Origin of the sequence: Anabaena sp. PCC 7938 (assembly GCF_049315035.1) — a bacterium.
Taxonomy (GTDB): Bacteria; Cyanobacteriota; Cyanobacteriia; order Cyanobacteriales; family Nostocaceae; genus Anabaena; species Anabaena cylindrica.
This window is the reverse complement of the sequence record NZ_CP186034.1, coordinates 5,459,712-5,476,231: the sequence shown is the minus strand read 5'-3', so window position 1 is coordinate 5,476,231 and position 16,520 is coordinate 5,459,712. Positions and strand designations below refer to the sequence as shown.

15 protein-coding genes are annotated in these 16,520 nt (G+C 38.4%); 7 read left to right on the top strand and 8 right to left on the bottom strand.

What is annotated here, in order from left to right; genetic code table 11:
• Nucleotides 1-80 precede the first annotated feature (80 nt).
• The gene (gene cobO / locus ACOWPH_RS24460) at nt 81-758 is read left to right on the top strand and encodes a cob(I)yrinic acid a,c-diamide adenosyltransferase (RefSeq protein ID WP_015212715.1); all 678 of its coding nucleotides are present in this window, start codon (nt 81-83) and stop codon (nt 756-758) included.
• 231 nt (nt 759-989) lie between these two features.
• Here the strand turns inward: cobO and ACOWPH_RS24455 are convergent, their stop codons facing one another.
• Entirely contained in the window at nt 990-1,715 is a 726-nt protein-coding gene (locus ACOWPH_RS24455; RefSeq protein ID WP_015212713.1) for a hypothetical protein, read from the bottom strand.
• A 437-nt stretch (nt 1,716-2,152) separates the two neighbouring features.
• Here ACOWPH_RS24455 and ACOWPH_RS24450 point away from each other — a divergent pair, with 437 nt between their 5' ends.
• The 6 genes from ACOWPH_RS24450 (at nt 2,153) to ACOWPH_RS24425 (ending at nt 5,008) form a co-directional block, all read left to right on the top strand.
• Nucleotides 2,153-2,602, top strand: coding sequence for a hypothetical protein (locus ACOWPH_RS24450; RefSeq protein WP_015212712.1), 450 nt, complete (start codon nt 2,153-2,155; stop codon nt 2,600-2,602).
• 69 nt (nt 2,603-2,671) lie between these two features.
• Nucleotides 2,672-3,028 carry a FitA-like ribbon-helix-helix domain-containing protein gene (locus ACOWPH_RS24445; RefSeq protein ID WP_015212711.1) on the top strand — a complete coding sequence of 119 codons (357 nt, stop codon included), beginning with the start codon at nt 2,672-2,674 and terminating at the stop codon, nt 3,026-3,028.
• A gap of 5 nt (nt 3,029-3,033) precedes the next feature.
• The gene (locus ACOWPH_RS24440) at nt 3,034-3,453 is read left to right on the top strand and encodes a type II toxin-antitoxin system VapC family toxin (protein WP_015212710.1); all 420 of its coding nucleotides are present in this window, start codon (nt 3,034-3,036) and stop codon (nt 3,451-3,453) included.
• 226 nt (nt 3,454-3,679) lie between these two features.
• Nucleotides 3,680-4,366: a Uma2 family endonuclease gene (locus ACOWPH_RS24435; RefSeq protein WP_015212709.1), complete on the top strand. Its 687-nt coding sequence runs from the start codon at nt 3,680-3,682 to the stop codon at nt 4,364-4,366.
• A 160-nt stretch (nt 4,367-4,526) separates the two neighbouring features.
• Nucleotides 4,527-4,715: a hypothetical protein gene (locus ACOWPH_RS24430; protein ID WP_015212708.1), complete on the top strand. Its 189-nt coding sequence runs from the start codon at nt 4,527-4,529 to the stop codon at nt 4,713-4,715.
• Nucleotides 4,712-5,008 (top strand): type II toxin-antitoxin system RelE/ParE family toxin, encoded by a 297-nt coding sequence (locus ACOWPH_RS24425; protein ID WP_015212707.1) that lies wholly within the window; start codon nt 4,712-4,714, stop codon nt 5,006-5,008. Before ACOWPH_RS24430 ends, ACOWPH_RS24425 begins: the two co-directional genes overlap by 4 nt.
• 260 nt (nt 5,009-5,268) lie before the next feature.
• Here ACOWPH_RS24425 and ACOWPH_RS24420 read toward each other — a convergent pair whose 3' ends face one another.
• From ACOWPH_RS24420 to petJ (ACOWPH_RS24390), 7 genes are all read right to left on the bottom strand, one after another.
• Nucleotides 5,269-8,811, bottom strand: a complete 3,543-nt coding sequence (locus ACOWPH_RS24420; protein ID WP_015212706.1) for a tetratricopeptide repeat protein — start codon at nt 8,809-8,811, stop codon at nt 5,269-5,271.
• A gap of 359 nt (nt 8,812-9,170) precedes the next feature.
• Nucleotides 9,171-10,154 carry an RNA polymerase sigma factor, RpoD/SigA family gene (locus tag ACOWPH_RS24415; protein ID WP_015212705.1) on the bottom strand — a complete coding sequence of 328 codons (984 nt, stop codon included), beginning with the start codon at nt 10,152-10,154 and terminating at the stop codon, nt 9,171-9,173.
• A 537-nt stretch (nt 10,155-10,691) separates the two neighbouring features.
• Nucleotides 10,692-12,422 carry a helicase HerA domain-containing protein gene (locus ACOWPH_RS24410; RefSeq protein ID WP_015212704.1) on the bottom strand — a complete coding sequence of 577 codons (1,731 nt, stop codon included), beginning with the start codon at nt 12,420-12,422 and terminating at the stop codon, nt 10,692-10,694.
• A gap of 135 nt (nt 12,423-12,557) precedes the next feature.
• Nucleotides 12,558-13,352 carry a glutathione S-transferase family protein gene (locus tag ACOWPH_RS24405; protein ID WP_015212703.1) on the bottom strand — a complete coding sequence of 265 codons (795 nt, stop codon included), beginning with the start codon at nt 13,350-13,352 and terminating at the stop codon, nt 12,558-12,560.
• A gap of 938 nt (nt 13,353-14,290) precedes the next feature.
• Entirely contained in the window at nt 14,291-15,208 is a 918-nt protein-coding gene (locus ACOWPH_RS24400; RefSeq protein ID WP_015212702.1) for a tetratricopeptide repeat protein, read from the bottom strand.
• Between the two features lie 192 nt (nt 15,209-15,400).
• Nucleotides 15,401-15,736, bottom strand: coding sequence for a cytochrome c6 PetJ (petJ, locus tag ACOWPH_RS24395; protein ID WP_015212701.1), 336 nt, complete (start codon nt 15,734-15,736; stop codon nt 15,401-15,403).
• A 377-nt stretch (nt 15,737-16,113) separates the two neighbouring features.
• The gene (gene petJ / locus ACOWPH_RS24390; RefSeq protein ID WP_015212700.1) at nt 16,114-16,446 is read right to left on the bottom strand and encodes a cytochrome c6 PetJ; all 333 of its coding nucleotides are present in this window, start codon (nt 16,444-16,446) and stop codon (nt 16,114-16,116) included.
• Nucleotides 16,447-16,520 lie beyond the last annotated feature (74 nt).

The window sequence follows — 16,520 nt, the reverse complement described above, 5'->3', positions numbered from 1 at the left end:
CTTCGCGGTTCATTTAATTCTTCATTCTTCCAGAGCGAAGGAAGTAAGTAATCATCCAAACTTAATTTCTAACAAAGTTTATGAAAAACGACACACCAGAAAATTTAAATTCAGACCAAGAAATTTCGCGTTTGATTGATGAGGTAATGTCATCATCTTTGAATGATGATCAGTATCGCCAAAAAATGCAGCGACGGAAAGAAGTACAAGATAAACGCATAGCCAAAGCCATACCCGAAAAAGGGTTAATTATTGTCAATACTGGGAACGGGAAGGGGAAAACCACAGCGGCTTTAGGAATGGTCATGCGATCGCTCGGTCATGGTCATAAAGTAGCAATCGTTCAATTCATCAAAGGAGCCTGGGAACCTTCAGAGAAGCGGGTTTTCAGCCATTGGTCAGACCAATTAGAATTTCACGCTATGGGTGAAGGCTTCACCTGGGAAACTCAAGATCGCGATCGGGATTTAGATAAAGCCAGCGCGGCTTGGGATAAATCATTAGAATTTATCCGCAACCCCGACTTCAAACTCGTACTATTAGATGAAATTAATATTGCTCTCAAACTCGGTTACTTAGAAGTTGAACAAGTACTAGCCGGTCTATCCCAAAAACCACCTGATAAACACGTAATTCTCACAGGTAGAGGCGCACCACCTGCTTTAATTGAAAAAGCAGATTTAGTCACCGAAATGACTTTAGTTAAGCATCCTTTCCGCGATCAAGGCGTTAAAGCTCAAGCAGGAATTGAATATTGATTAATCCTAATTTACCAGGTTTCAAATCCGTAGATACAGCAATTTCCAATTATATCAATTATATGAGGTACATCGTAGCCCCCTCATCGCTTGCGGGGAGGGGGTTGGGGGTGGGGTTCTTCTACCTCAGAATAGCGGGAAGTGCTGTGTCTCCGAAAAAGAATGTAGAGACGTTCCATGGAATGTCTCTACAAAGGTTATAGGATACACGTATTTAAAGTCGGTCGATGTCTACTGATTCCCACCATTGACATCTTGACTACACCCTTGCAAAATTTCTCTATCATTAGCACTCACAGCGTCTAGCTGATGATAATCCTGCAATGCTACAGAGTAAGCGTAAGTGATAGCATCTTCATCGCTGAATCTAGGTATTCTGCTGGTAGTTGACACTTGCATTACACCAAGTTCTCCTGGTGAACTAGTTACTGTCATTGCCAGTTCCCCTGACTTAGCAATTGTCCCCTGAAAACAACTATACTCAGAACTCGGCATATACAATGCACCAATCACCTTACCTTGTTGTTTCTGAAACACAATATAACCTTGTCCTAACTGGTTTGGTGTTGAAGACTGACCATAGAGATAAATACCATCTCTTTCAGGGAAATTTACTCGTGATTTTCCCTCTATCTGTCTTGTCTTTGTGGGGATTGTCTGAATATTTTTGGACAAAATTTCCGATTCTAAGTCGTTACTATCTGTATTGTTAGCGCTGAGTTGACTTCTTTGATCTCTAATTTCTCTCAATCGCGCCAAAATAGGAGTTTTATCACCACTCTGAATTTGATTTTGAGAACTTGGTAAATTAGCCGCTATCACAGTAGAAGATTTCAGGTTAATTTTTGTTTGTTCACCGACTACACCCAAGCCTAAAATACCAACGGTGATCAGCACACTAACAACAGGAAATTTTAACTGACGTGAGGTAATGAATTTAGAAATATTGTTAAGCACCTGATTTCTCCTGTAATAAAGCTAACTACTTCTCTGTAATTTCATTAAATCTTAACTAAACACTGATACTGCGCGATTCCCTCAAAGGTTTTATATATATTATTTAGTTCAAAAAAGTCAAAAATAAAGTTTTTATAGATTTTTTTTTAATAATGCGGACAATATAATCATTTGATAAATTTACGCTTCAGCCAATGAGTTCACCCATTTGAGGGATGACAACTAGATTTTCAAAACTACCAATCAAATTTATATTGATATATAGCAAATTGCGATCATCGGGATTGCTCTCACAGTCCAATTTGCTTGGCTACTTTTATCTACAACAGCAAACCTTGAGATTTCGGACGAGAGATGAAAAATATTAGGTAAGAAAAATATTCATCTCAAAAATGTAGTTAATTTCCACATTACTCAGTAATAACCCCAGATCAGTTATGCAACTCACTAACAACGAAATCCAAGCTATGCGGGAATTAATGCCCGATTACACCCCCGGACTAGAAGCACTAGATCAGTTAGAAAAGCACAACGGCAGCATGGAGAAGGCTTTTCAAGATTTATGGCAAGACAAAAATGGTCAAATCATCATGGGGGAAGGTAAATCACTTTGGGACATCACCCTCAAAAACTTGCGAAATGAACTTTGCGGCGATGACGGGTTTCGTGGTCAAATTAAGGAATATACGAAAAATCCCGGTAGTTCACCTCTACTCACCGGTTTGATAGTCTCCTTAGTGAGTTTAGCCTCAGCCAACGGTTTACCCCTTGATCCTGCGATCGCAACCGTTATAGTTTTGTATATCCTCAAAATAGGCGTAAATATCTTTTGCGATTACACCGAACCACCGACTACTAGTAGCGGAACTTTACCCTCAGCCAAATAATTTATGATGTAGGGGCGGGGTTTTCCCGTCCTGATAGATTTACCCCCTCCCTCACAGAACTTAATACTTATGAATCCAATTATTTTAGAGGACTTAGATCCAAATATTATCCAGTGGCTAAACTCTCGCGCTCAAAAGCATGGTAATTCTTTACAAGCAGAGGTCAAATCAATTTTACAACAGTTAACAGTAGCAAAAACAGAAGAAGTTAAATTATTTGCAGATGATATAATTCAGTGTAAAGCAGATTTAATGTTGCAGCAAATTAAAATTCATTCTCAGTCTAATATGAATGAATTAATGGAAACTTCGACAAGAAATAATCAACAGGAATTATTAGAAATCAAAGCGAAACTCAAGGAATTAAAACCGGGAATTTCATTAGGTAATTTATCAATCAGGGAAGCTAGAGAATTAGGAAGATAATTTGAATGCTATTTGTTTTAGATTGTTCTGTGGCTATTAATTGGTGTCTGGAGGATGAAAACAATATCTATGCTGAGGCAATTTATGAAATCATAATTCGACAAAATCAGGCACTAGTCCCTGCATTTTTCTGGCTAGAAATTAGTAATGTTTTGTGGGTAGCAGAAAGGAGAAATCGTAATACTAGAGAAAAAACTGATCAGGTGATTAAACTGCTGCAAAGTTTACCTATTTTAATTGATGCTAAACCGATTACGGAAAGTATTAATGATACATTAAATTTAGCTAGACAGTACAATCTTGCTGCTTACGATGCGGCTTATTTAGAATTAGCAATCAGAGAAGGACTATTATTAGCAACCACTGATGATAAACTAGCTAATGCGGCAAAACAGCTTGATATTTTTATAGAAGATCCAAGTTGAAAAAAAGGAAATTAGATCAAAATGTTTACAGAGATTATAAAATAGAGCTATTCCCACCGTTATAGTTTTGTATATCCTCAAAATAGGGGTAAATATCTTTTGCGATTACACCGAACCACCGACTACTAGTAGCGGAACTTTATCCCCAACACCATAATTGATTATATACGGGCGGTTTTTCCCGTCCTCTGCTGATTGTGTAAATTAATTCTTGGAGGTATAGCAAATGGTAATGCAGCGGCCACAAACTAACCCAACTCCTCAAATTCTACCATTAGAAAATGGCGATCGCTTATCACGCCATGAATTTGAACGTCGTTATGCTGAAAGTCTCGATATTAAAAAAGCTGAATTAATCGAAGGAGTAGTTTACGTGGCCTCACCCTTACGCTTTCAACGTCATGCAGAACCCCATAGCAATTTAATCGGTTGGTTGTGGAATTATCGTATTTATACCCCTGGAATTAAATTAGGAATAGAACCCACCATCAGATTAGATCAAGATAACGAACCCCAACCAGATGGAGTTTTATTAATTGATGAAAGTTTGGGTGGAAAATCTCGAATTACCGATGATGATTATATTGAAGGCGCACCGGAATTAGTCGCGGAAATTGCCGCCAGCAGTGCAGCTTATGATTTATATGATAAGAAGAAAGCCTATAAACGTAACGGCATTCAAGAATATATTGTTTGGCAGAGTTTAGAAAATAAATTAGATTGGTTTGGGTTACATGACAGTGAATATATATTACTGCAACCTGATGTAGAGGGAATTATTAAAAGTCAAGTTATGCCCGGATTATGGTTATCTGTAACTGCATTATTAGCAGGTGATATGGTTAAAGTTTTAGAAGTATTGCAAACCGGATTAAATTCACCAGAACACAGGGAATTTTTACAGCGTTTATAGCGTCATAAGCCCCCTCCTCGATTGCGGGGAGGGGGTTGGGGGTGGGGTTTTTGTATTTCACTCAACCAAGAACTGCTATATTAGGTTCATGATATAATTCAAGTGGCATTTTGATTTTCAGCTTACAATGTAATCAAAGAGCTAGATTTGAGCTAAAAATATGGAAAAATCAAACATTAAAACCGAAGCCCAAAAATTAATTGACAGATTACCTGATAATTTTACTTGGGATGATTTGATGTATGAGATTTATGTTAGGCAAGTAGTTGAGGCTGGACTTGCTGACAGTCAAGCTAGTAGATTAATTTCTGTACAGGAAGTTAGAGCTAAATTTGGATTACCAGAGTGAAAGTTTATTGGACACAAACAGCTGTAGAAAATCTTTCGGCAATTTATACTTATATTTCCCCAAACTCTCCACAATATGCAGCTAGAGTAATTGACAGATTAACTAGGCGTTCTGAACAAATAGCTAATTTTCCGTTTTCAGGTCGGATTGTACCAGAGTTTGCAACTCAGGAAATCCGTGAAGTAATTGAAGGTGCATATCGAATAATTTACTACATCAAATCTGAGGAAATAGAAGTGCTGGCTGTTATTCACGGTTCACAGCAAATCACGCCAAATTTAGAAGCAGAGTAGATATAGAGATAGTTTTAGGCAAAATCTTATTAGACAAAACAAATGCTAACCTTTTCTGATGAAGCAATCAGTCGAGAAAGTATTTATGAACCTTTAAGCCAGGGAATAAATTCCCTGTCTGATAGCTAAAGTCGGTTAAAACTGACTATTCAGAATTGATTGATTATAAAAGTAGTGCGTTTTAACGTACTTGTGCTATTAGCCCGGAACTTTAGTTCAGGGCGGTTGTGAAAGCAAACAAAACAACCGTATTTATTTTATCACTCTGGTAATCTCTCTAAAATCTCCCTCGTAATATTCGCCCTATATTCATCTTTATATTCAACATATATACCTAAAGCTTTTTGTAAATTTACCCTCGCTTCTGTATAATTTTCCTGCGATGCAGCAAGCAAACCTAATTGTCCATAAGTTCCAGCTTGTTCATAGTAATAATTATATTCAATTTTTATTGCCAAAGCTTTTTGATAATGTTTTCTTGCTTCGGAAAATTCTCCTAATTTAGCTGAAAATATTCCCAATTCGTGGGAAGTTTTAGCTTCCTCATAGTAAGATTTAAATTCGCTCCATATTTCTAAAGCTAGTTGATAATTGTGTCGTGCAGTTTCAAATTCTTCTAATTCTAGAGCTACCAATCCTAACTGGTGATAAGTTTTGGCTTGCTCATACCGCAATCTATATTTAAGACGTATATTTAAAGCTAGTTGATAATTTTGCTGTGCATTTTCAAATTCCTTCAGTTCTTGGGCAACCATTCCCATCTGGTGGTATGTGTTAGCTAGATTCTGGTGATAAGTGTTTGTAGGGTCATAATCATAGCCAAATTTGAGATAGATTTCTAAGGATTGCTGATAATAGCACCGTGCATCTGGAAAATCCCTTAATTCTTGGGCAATATATCCCAACTGGTGGTATGTGTTAGCAAGTGCTAATTGATATTGCTTTTCTGATATGCCACTGAGTTGTTGTGTTAACTCCACAATTCTCTGATAAGAAACTTTTGCTTTCTGATAATTTTTTATCTGGAAATAGCAGTTAGCTAATCTATCAAGTACCATCATTATTTCCCAACCTATTTCTCCAGTGCAAATTTCGGATGGATAAGATTCTTGGGCTTGGCATACAAATTCTGATAATTTCAGTCCACTTTGAAAGTCATGATTTAAAGAGAAATAATCAAATAAACATAAAAATATACTAATAGTTTCTTGCTTTTCTAAACAAATTTGCAAACCATTATATAGATTTTCATATTCTAGCTTACAGAAAAATATCCCCAATTGTCGCTCTTGGGCATCTTTAGATGCCATTAACTGACGAAAAGAACCTGCCAAAACTAAATAATGGTTTTTAAATCCTGTTTGCAATGCTTCACAAGTTGCATGGTCAACAGTTACTAATTTAGTCTTCAAAAAGTAGGGAAATACAGGCTGAATTGTTAACAAGGGTGAATCCTTATCCATTGGGGATAATAAACCCCAGTTAATTGCCTCTTGAATAGCATCATCAAGTTTATCAAGTTGATAATTTTGAAAAGGTTCTAATTTCTGTAACTCATTGATATAATTAGGAATAACAGCACGATAAATAAACCCACTAAAAGGGGCTAAACAAATCAGTAATTTTTGCGCTTCTGGTGATAAATTACTGTGAGAATATTCCACACATTTTAAAATACTCCTAGTTTTATCCTCACTAGCAACATCTAAATTTACATCTGCTGCTTGCAAACCCTGTAAAATTTCCTGTGGTGTTTGCTTTTGCAAATTCGCTAACACAACTTCCATCGCTAAGGGATAACCAGCCAACAACTTCATTAACTTCTGAAAATCCCCATCTTGGCGAATTTTCTCAATTTTGTGTGTAGGTAAATTTATTTCTAAAATCTTCTCAGCTAACTCCGTTCGTGCTTCCTGATCTAATCCTTGCAATTCATAAAGATTGAATTTAAAAGTTTGCTGCTGTAACCATTCTTCCCGACTGCGTGAACCCAAAACTACCAAAGTTTGACCACCAACCAACCGCCCAATAAAATCGCGGATTTGATTCCGTTCTGTTTCTGGTAAAGTATTTTGTATCGCTAATTGTTGTCCTGTAACTGATTCCAAATTATCTAAAATCACAGCATATTTTTCAGCCCGCAATTTGGCGACTAATTTCTCTATTTGCGCCCTTTGACTCATTGCTTGAAAACTAGCAAATTCAAACTTTTTATATATCTGTTGTCCAATGAAAAATAAAATTTGGTCGAGTGTCCAGGCTTTTTCATCGTAGCCAAAATAAAAGGTATTTTTAACAAAGTTAGTTTTCTGCCACCATTCCCGCAGATAATTTAACAGAGTGGTTTTTCCTGTTCCTCCCATTCCTTGTAACAATAAAACATTGTGTTTTAACAACGCCTTCTCAATTTTGAGAATTTCCAAATCTCGCCCCACAAAGCCATATGTCGGTAAAGGAAAGCGATATTCACTACCAACAGTTTCAAAATATTTCTCTTCTTCTTCTGGAGTAAACTGACGTAAATTAAAATTCACCGACTGGTTATAATAAACCACAGGTAATAACCAATCTTCTAATTTAATCAATTTATTAAAATAGGCTTTCCGTTCCTTATCATTAAACAATTCTCGCCGACTTAATCTAATAGCTTCCGTGATAGGTTTATCAGCAAACAAATGTTTATATAAATGTTCCATCATCAACTTAGCCGCAGTCACGGTGACAGAATAACCCATTGCTACCACCATCTGCATTCCCGCACTCATCAACCGACTACCTAAACTGGTTTCTCTGACCTCTCTCTCTCTTGTTGCTTCTGCATTGCCTTCTCTTGTGGGTTGGGCATCTTGCCCGACCTCCTGATTTAATGACAGACTAGAAGCCTGTCCCACAAGAGTTTTAACTTGTTTACCCGACTGACAAGCATTGAGAATACACACAGGAATACCCTTACCCGTCAGCAAAGCGGCTAATTCCGACGCTTCCACCAAATCAACTTTCCCCTGATTCTCCCCCTCAAACGCCAAAAACGCTTTCACACCCTCAAAAAGCTGCAAGTCATCCCTTCCATAACGTCCTTTGAATAAATAACGATTAACTGCACTGGGTTTTTGCACCTGTTCATGAGTCAATAACGCCCCGTGCATATCCAAATGAATGATGTGATAAAAATTCGCGCCCTTGGCTTCCAAATGCTGGGATAATGCCTGATATGTTCCCGGACGCAGCAACTCTATATTTACCCGTAATTGACCATTTTCGATCAACTCCAACAGAGGTCGAGAAATAGTCCGATAACCCACATCCTTTTCTTCATCAGGACGCGCTACAACTACCAGTAAATTAATCACTGGAGAAGTTGGCAAATTTACAGAACCGACAGCAGAGTTAACGCTTTTCCGCAGCATTACACAATCTACCGCTAAAGGTCGAGGAAAATCGGGGTCTTGCAATGCTTCCCAATGCAGGGCTTGAAATTCCGGCGTTTTACTAACTATTTCTATTTGTACTTGACTGAGATTATTTTTAAGTTGTTCATATTTGCTGTAAGCTTTCTTATCCTGAAAAACTTGATCAAACAGCTTTTCACCGTATGTTTTAACGCTATTTTTTGCTCTTTCGGCTTTGACTGTATCCACAATGGGATAAACCAGCCACTCTTCAAAATACCATTCTAATTCCCGTTCTTCCTGGGGAGTGAAGGGGTCAGTAATCGTAATGTTATATTCACCATCACCAAAACTGAGACTTGCTGCAAACCCTGTTGCCGTTTGCTGTTGTTCCCGAATGGTAATCACTGGCACAGAATCATACTCCCCAATTAAAAAGCAAGTATATACTGTTATAAGCTGTTGTGCATTTAATTTGTATAAGGCTGGCGGGCAAGATGCCCACCCCACAAGATTTAACAATTTTAAGATTATCAAACTTAGGTGCTTAACAGCTTATTCTACACAATGATCTTAGTAACTGGTAAGTTGTTATTCTGCACATCAAGGGCGGGCAAGATGCCCACCCCACAAGAGTTACATTAAATGAATGATGGATTATATGCAAATGAGAGGATGTTCAGCTTATTACACGCAAAAAAATAGCCCCCTGAATTCAGGAGGCGTACAGCCAAAAGTCATTTTTATTAACAAGCGGATGCTTGTCTCGACTTTTAGCTGGCAACGTATTCTTTAACATTGGCTCGACGGCGACGTAAATGTGCAAGAGCTTGATGCTCTAATTGACGGACACGTTCGCGGCTGAGGTTCAACCGTTCACCAACTTTTGCTAAAGATAATTCATTACCGTCTTCTAAACCAAAGCGCAGCGCCACAACTTCTCGCTGTTGGGGTGTTAGTTCTGCTAAGAGGTTATTTAGGTCTTGGCGCAAGAATTCCTGAGTGGTGTAATATTCTGGTGATGGCCCATCATCTTCCAGCATTTCTTGCAGTTCGGTATCTTGGTTATCACCAACTCGTACATCTAAAGAAACTGGTTGACGTGCCATGTTCAGATACTCACGAATTTGAGCAGGTTCTAATTCCAGTTCTTTGGCTATTTCTGTAGGTGTTGGGGATCTTCCCAACTTTTGTGCCAATTCCCGTTGCACTTTTTTAATTTTGTTCAACTTTTCGGTAATATGGATAGGTAAGCGGATTGTTCGACCTTGTTGGGCGATCGCTCTCGTAATTGCTTGGCGAATCCACCAGTAAGCATAAGTCGAGAATTTATAACCCCTCATAGGATCAAATTTCTCTACTCCTCTCTCTAGTCCCAAAGTCCCTTCCTGGATTAAATCCAGAAATTCCATATTTCGCTTCTGATACTTTTTCGCAATAGCTACAACCAAACGCAAATTGGCTTCAATCATTTTTTGCTTGGCTCGCTTGCCTTGCGTTACCGTCTGCGTAACTTCGTTTTCAGATTGGTTAACATGAGTAGCCCACTCTGTTAAACTAGGTTCATGGCCTAGTTTTTTGGATAAAGCTTCTTTAGCGTCCAGCAAAGTCATCATTTGCTGCACTTGCTTCCCGTATACAATCTCTTGTTCACGGGTTAGCAGTGGCACACGACCAATCTCCCGCAGATAGGTTCTCACCATATCAGCCGTGAATTTGGTGCTAAGGTTTTCATTTTGGGTTTTAACAGTAGGCATTGGTGCGTTGTCCTCTACTCCCTAAACAAAATAGGTATTTTCTCAATTAGGGTGGATTGAGAAATATGGTACACACATCACTGAACATTTGTGCGCTACCATAAACGATTAACTTATATAGTCTTTTTTAGGACGGTGCCGTCTGGGAATGAGTTCCTCTGCCCTCCCTTAATTATGGAAACTCTTTCGCACCATACTGAGTTGTTTTCAAGAATTCCTCTTTCCTTTTAGTCACTGTCCGTAACCTAAAACACGAAGTCAGTATGAGTTCTACTTTTATGTTAAGGCAAATCTGGTGGATAGTAAATAGCAGCAGATTAAAGCTCTCGATTATTAAAGTAAAATAGCCTAGCTGCTAAAGTTTCTTAGGAAGTCCCTGAAAAACGCTGACTATATCTATAGTGACGTTAAAAACCCCTCTTCTGTTGCTTGCAAGTAGCCGGATAACCGAACTTATGAAGCTGCTCTAATGGAGGGATGTCACGAAATAGTAATGAGTTTTGAGTCCTGAGTAATTGGTAGATTTGTTGCAAATGGTTAAAAACCTAAGTCAGCTTTAGCTAGTTCTGCGGCTGCAAAAACCTCTGCGTCTGACTTCTCTTCCCAAATTTGGTCGCCAATTTCGGCGTAGAAAGCGGAATCATAAGGACGTGTACGCACAACCACCGGCATAGGCACGGCATGACCCAAAATGAGGGCTTGTTGCTTAGAATCTAACTTTGCTAATACTGATCGCAAAGCTCCAGCACCAGATACACCTGTAAAAATGGCATCAATATCTTTTTCGTCATTAAGCAAAGCAGTGATGCGAGTACCGATTTGGGACATGACTTCATTATCTATCCCCGACGGGCGTTGATCAACTACCAAAAGTGTTACGAAATATTTCCGCAGTTCTCTAGCTATAGTTCCAAAAATTGTACTTTGTACTACTCCTGGGTCAAGAAAGCGGTGCGCTTCCTCAATTGTAATCATTAATGGCATTGGCCGATCTAAGGGATTTTTACTTTGCAGAAACTTATCTGCTCTTTTGACATAATGTTCATGAATGCGTCTGGTGATCATATTTGTCACCAACATATAGGAAAGCATATTTGACTGGGAACCAAATTCTACCACAACATTTTTCCCAGCTTCGAGAGATTGTAAAATTTTACTGATATAATTTTGGGGACAAACAGCCCGCATATATTTTAAACTATCTAAGCGTAATAATTTACGCTGTAATGAAGTGATAGAGCCTGGGTGGCCTGGCTTGTCATCACAAAAAATCTTAATATCTTCACCAGTCATATTGAATAATTGGGGAATCCAAGATTTACCCAACTCGTTAAATAAGATATTGGCATTATCTAAAGCTGCATCTGAGAGTCCTAAATCTCTGCCACATAATTTAATATCTTCTACTTCAATTTGTTCATAGCTAAGAAACAGTTCTTGCGCGTCTCGTACACCCCTGCGCTTGGTTGATTCGGGGTCAAGGGTATAAACTTCAACTTTACCGGGAAATAATTGTTTTAAACCTTTGACTGTGTTAACTTCTTTGCCTTCAGCTACTGCTTCCCAGCCATATTCTGAGTGCATATCAAAGATTAAGTTAACAGCAGCATTTTTGCGAATGACACCTGCTAAAAGTAACCGTGTCAGGAAGGATTTACCGGTTCCAGATTTACCAAAAACGCCGTTACTCCGTTCCACAAACCGATTTAAGTCAATACAAATCGGCACATCCATATCTAAAGGTTTACCGATAGAAAAGTTCTTTCTGTGGGGATCATCTTCCCAACCAAACACCTTCCGAAAATCTTCTTCACTGGCTTCGTAAACTTGGCTAAAGTGACTAGGAATAGTTTTAACTGGTAACAATTCCATCGTCGTGCTGGTTTGGGGTTGAAATGATGCTAACCCATTGGTAGAGGGAATAAAGGGGTTGATAGATTTACCATTGGTGGAGAAGGAAGTTTCCTGAGATTCGGGGGTAAACATCAACATGGGTGCGAGGTTGATCATGCCATAAGTACCACTACCGGCTAAAACTTCTCGCAAAAACGTATCATCCCAACTTGGGGGACTAGCTATAATCCTGGCATTTGCAGCGCTTAATGCTACATCAGTCAGCATACAGAAAAAGCGCGATCGCACCCCTTGTACTACTAAAAATTTCCCCACCCGCATATCTTCGACAGAAATATCTGGGTGTAATCTAACTTCTAATCCACCTGTAAGCGAACCTTGGATAACTGAACCTAGTGGTTGTCCTGAATTCATTTTATTAGTTATTGGTCAATGGTAATGGGTAATAGGTGATTGGTAATGGGTAATTAATTGGTAATTGGTAAACTTCCTTCTGTCACCTGTCACCTGTTACCTCTTACCTCTTACCTATCACCTATTACCTGTTATCTAATCAATTTGAATTGAAGTTGGTGCGCTTCCAGCCGCGGGAGGTTTACCGGATAAAGGTTTTCTAAATTGAGTGTAGATGCGATCGCGCCAAGTGAAAAATGCTTCATAATCAGGATTATCCGCTAAGATGGGCAATCCTTTACCTCTCAGGGATTCTGGTAAATCCAAATAAGGCCCTTCTGGGAACTTCAATAATATAGACAAACCAGCGACTGTTAAATCAGCAATGGTTGGTTCATCTCCCAACAGATAGGGACTATCTGCTAATAATTCTGTCAAAATTTCCAAATCTTGTTTTAGACTAGCGATCGCCGAACTAATTACATCTGGACTGAAACCAACCCCAAAACCCAACACACTGAGAAAATCAGCGGGGACACCTTCAACCATGCTTTTAAAAATATCTGGTGTGGAGACGGGTAATAAAGACTTACGAAAACTCTGATCTTGACTAATAGCAGCAAATAGCGCTTTTCTACCCTTAACACCTATAGACTCATCAGCCCAATCTTCTAGCAATAACGCGGTGGCGCGTTTTTTGGGATTAGTCGGTATCAGCGGACGATCTGGATATTCAGAATCTAAATATTTAGCGATCGCTGTAGAATCTACAATATATTTGTGACCATCCTTCAACACAGGAACTTGTTTCTGGCCAGTTAAACGAAACAGTTCGACTTGTCCAATCCCTGGTGTAACCTCAATTTTGCGATACTCCAACCCTTTATAATCAAGGATTAGACGCACTTTTTCCGAATATTGAGATAGTTCCCACTGATATAATTCCAGCATATTCTATTCCTTGTAACTAACTTAATTATTTATTGATTTTACAATTCTATCTTTAGTATAAGTATTTTTTCCATCATGTTGAATCATTTTCTCTTTTTTACAATTCACACTGGAGTTAAAATTTCGATTTTTTTTCGGCGCAATCAATTACCACTGCCAAATAGATATATCTGAAATCATCAAATTTTCATGATCATTATTGATATCAATCTATTAGACTAACTCTTAAATCTAATGCGTGAGCTTACATTCCCGCTACCAAATATTTGATTTTATAATGAATCTCTAAATTATTTATACAAAATTCTGTGGTTACATTATTTCCCCAGTAAAAATTGTAGACATTAATTATAAAACCATAAATATTGAATATACACAAATTTATTGTTTGTCAATAGCAGATATTTCTGCACATTTTGTAGTCAAATTGACTAAACTGCCACATTTTTCATACTATTGACATATAATATGGGGCTAAATCTGGGTGTGTCATACTCAATATAAGATTTTAGGGTGTATCAGATCAAATAGTATCAATACTCACATCTTGCACCTGGAAACATGAATGTCAAAACCACAACCACGTGCAAGGGGAGCAAGTCGCTGGATATCAAGTAAAAGAAGAGACACGGCAATTTGAGGAAACAAAGATTCAAGGGCTTGTTTTGGGTAATCAGATCACTTGTGTGTACACGGTAGCCTTGGTAAGGGGAGGGTGCGCGACAGCGAGTGTGGGGTGTATTTCATGAGCTTGGAAATTGCTATATTCCTGTTCCAGAAGTTACCTTTATGACTATATACTCCTGGATACTTAGCTTTTGTACACTGTGATTTTTTTTGTAATTTGCATCTGCTATTTCTGGGTTTATTCGGTAGGTGCAAGATGTGAGTTAAGAGGAAGGAAGTTGATTTTTCAATTCCTTCCCAGATGGGTAGAGTTAAGCTATTTCTTGTGTGAATGAGATTTCTTGTTGTACAATTTTCAGCATATCTAGGGTTTTTTGGTGGGCAATTTCCTGTCCTTGCTTTCCAAAGTATGCTGATGCTTGTTGTAAATCAGCGATCGCTCTTTGGTAGTATCCTAAGTTATAGTTCGCTATTCCTCGGTTAAGGTAAGCCAGCGCATGACTAGGTTTCAGCCTGATAACTTGCGAAAAATCTTCCATTGCGCCCAAGTTATCACCAATGCGTCCACTAATACAACCCCGGTTAAAGTAAGCTCTATCATCGTTAGCGTTGAGATCAATTGCTAAATTAAAGTCGTTCATAGCTGCTGCTAAATTTTGCGACTCAAAATAAGCTAAACCTCTGTCGTTGTATATATCTGCAAGCAGTAGGGTAGTATTAGGATCGATTTGAGTTAATGCTCGGTTGTAAGCAATTATGGCTTCAGAGTGATTACCTTCTCCAGCAAAAGCTATACCTTGGTTGTAGTGAGCGCGGAAATTATCAGGTTCAAGCGCAATAGCTTGATCATAATCAGCCATAGCATGGAGATAATTACCCTGTCGGTATTGTGCTAGTCCCCGGTTGAGATAAGCCTCTGAGTCATCAGGTGCTAAGTTTAGTGCTTGGGTGCAATCTGCGATCGCTTGATGGTAATCTTGTAGCTGTAGATATGCCAAACAGCGATTTTTGTAGGCTGCTATAAACTCTTCTTGGGTTTCAATTGCCAAATTCAAATACTTAATTGCAGCTTGGTAATTATCTTGCTGCATTTGATTCACACCTAATTTAAACAATTCACTAGCTGTAATTTCCCTATTAGCAACAGATAATGAATTGGCACCAGGAGTAAAAAACATCAAAGAAAAAGCTATAATCATTACACTGAAAATTAATCTCCAGAAATTCATCAATCACTATCTCCTTTGATAATTTCAGCCATCAACAATTAGCGGGACAAAAAGCCCCGCAAATTATGAGTTGATCAACTTTAGGACTTACGCACAAAGTAATCAAAAACCCTATTCTTTCGTAGGGGTAATTCATGAATTACCCTACTTTCGTGATGTTTTGCGTAAGTCCTGAACTTATGAAAAATTAGCTTACTTCCAATCTTTATCAGCTTGTTCCAGTACATAGGCAGCTACGTTTTCAATCTGGGCTGGTTTTAAACGACCTTTAAAAGCAGGCATGGCACCTTTACCCTTAGTAACTTGAGCAATGATAGCTTCGGCTGAGTACATATCGTACTTTACCAAATCTGCTTTCTTCAAGCTTTTCGCAGCATTAACTAAATTTTTACCACCCGCATGACAAGAAGCGCAATTAGCTGTAAACACTGCTTTTCCAGCAGCAGCATCAGCCGCTAAAGCGGGACTACTGAAGGCAAAGGTTAATATAGCGATGCCTAACAGTAATACGGAAATAATCTTTTTCATTTTGTGTTCTCCCTACAACAATCACTTATTAAGCGACATATCTTCTATAATTCTCTTTTGATGAAGTTGCATTAGTCAAATGACAGGCTGTCAAACTTGGTTTTCAAATTTGAGGATTATAGATTGATTGATGGTTAGCTTCGGGTTTGAGAGTAAATGTAAATTTCTATAAACTAAAATTTAGGACAACCAATCATAAAACCGATATTCCATCATCCTCTCAGTCATACCATTTTACGAAAACTCTGAGATACCACACGACAAAGTTTTCTTTACACCCTCTGAACGGTTACGGTGCTTGTGCTGAGATTAAAACAATTAGCGGGACAAAAAGCCCCGCAAATTATTAATTGAGCAACTCAAATGTCAACTAATTTCTACCAGCCAGCTTCTGCCTGTTCAAGTACATAAGCAGCTACATTTTCAATTTGATCTGCCTTTAAACGATCTTTGAAGGCAGGCATAGCATTTTTACCATTGGTAACTTGAGCAACAATACCTGCTGCTGAATAAATACCATACTTTTCCAAATCTTCCTTTTTCAAGGATTTGTCAGCTTGAACTAGATTCTTACCACCCGCGTGACAAGAAGCGCAATTAGCTGTAAATACTACTTTTCCAGCAGCAGCATCAGCCGCTAAAGCGGGATTACTGAAGGCAAAGGTGAAGATGGTGATGCCTAACAGTAATATAGAAATAATCTTTTTCATTTCGTGTTCTCTCTACGACAATCGCTGATTAGTTGCAATATCCTCATATAATTCTCATCCGAGCCATCATCTGA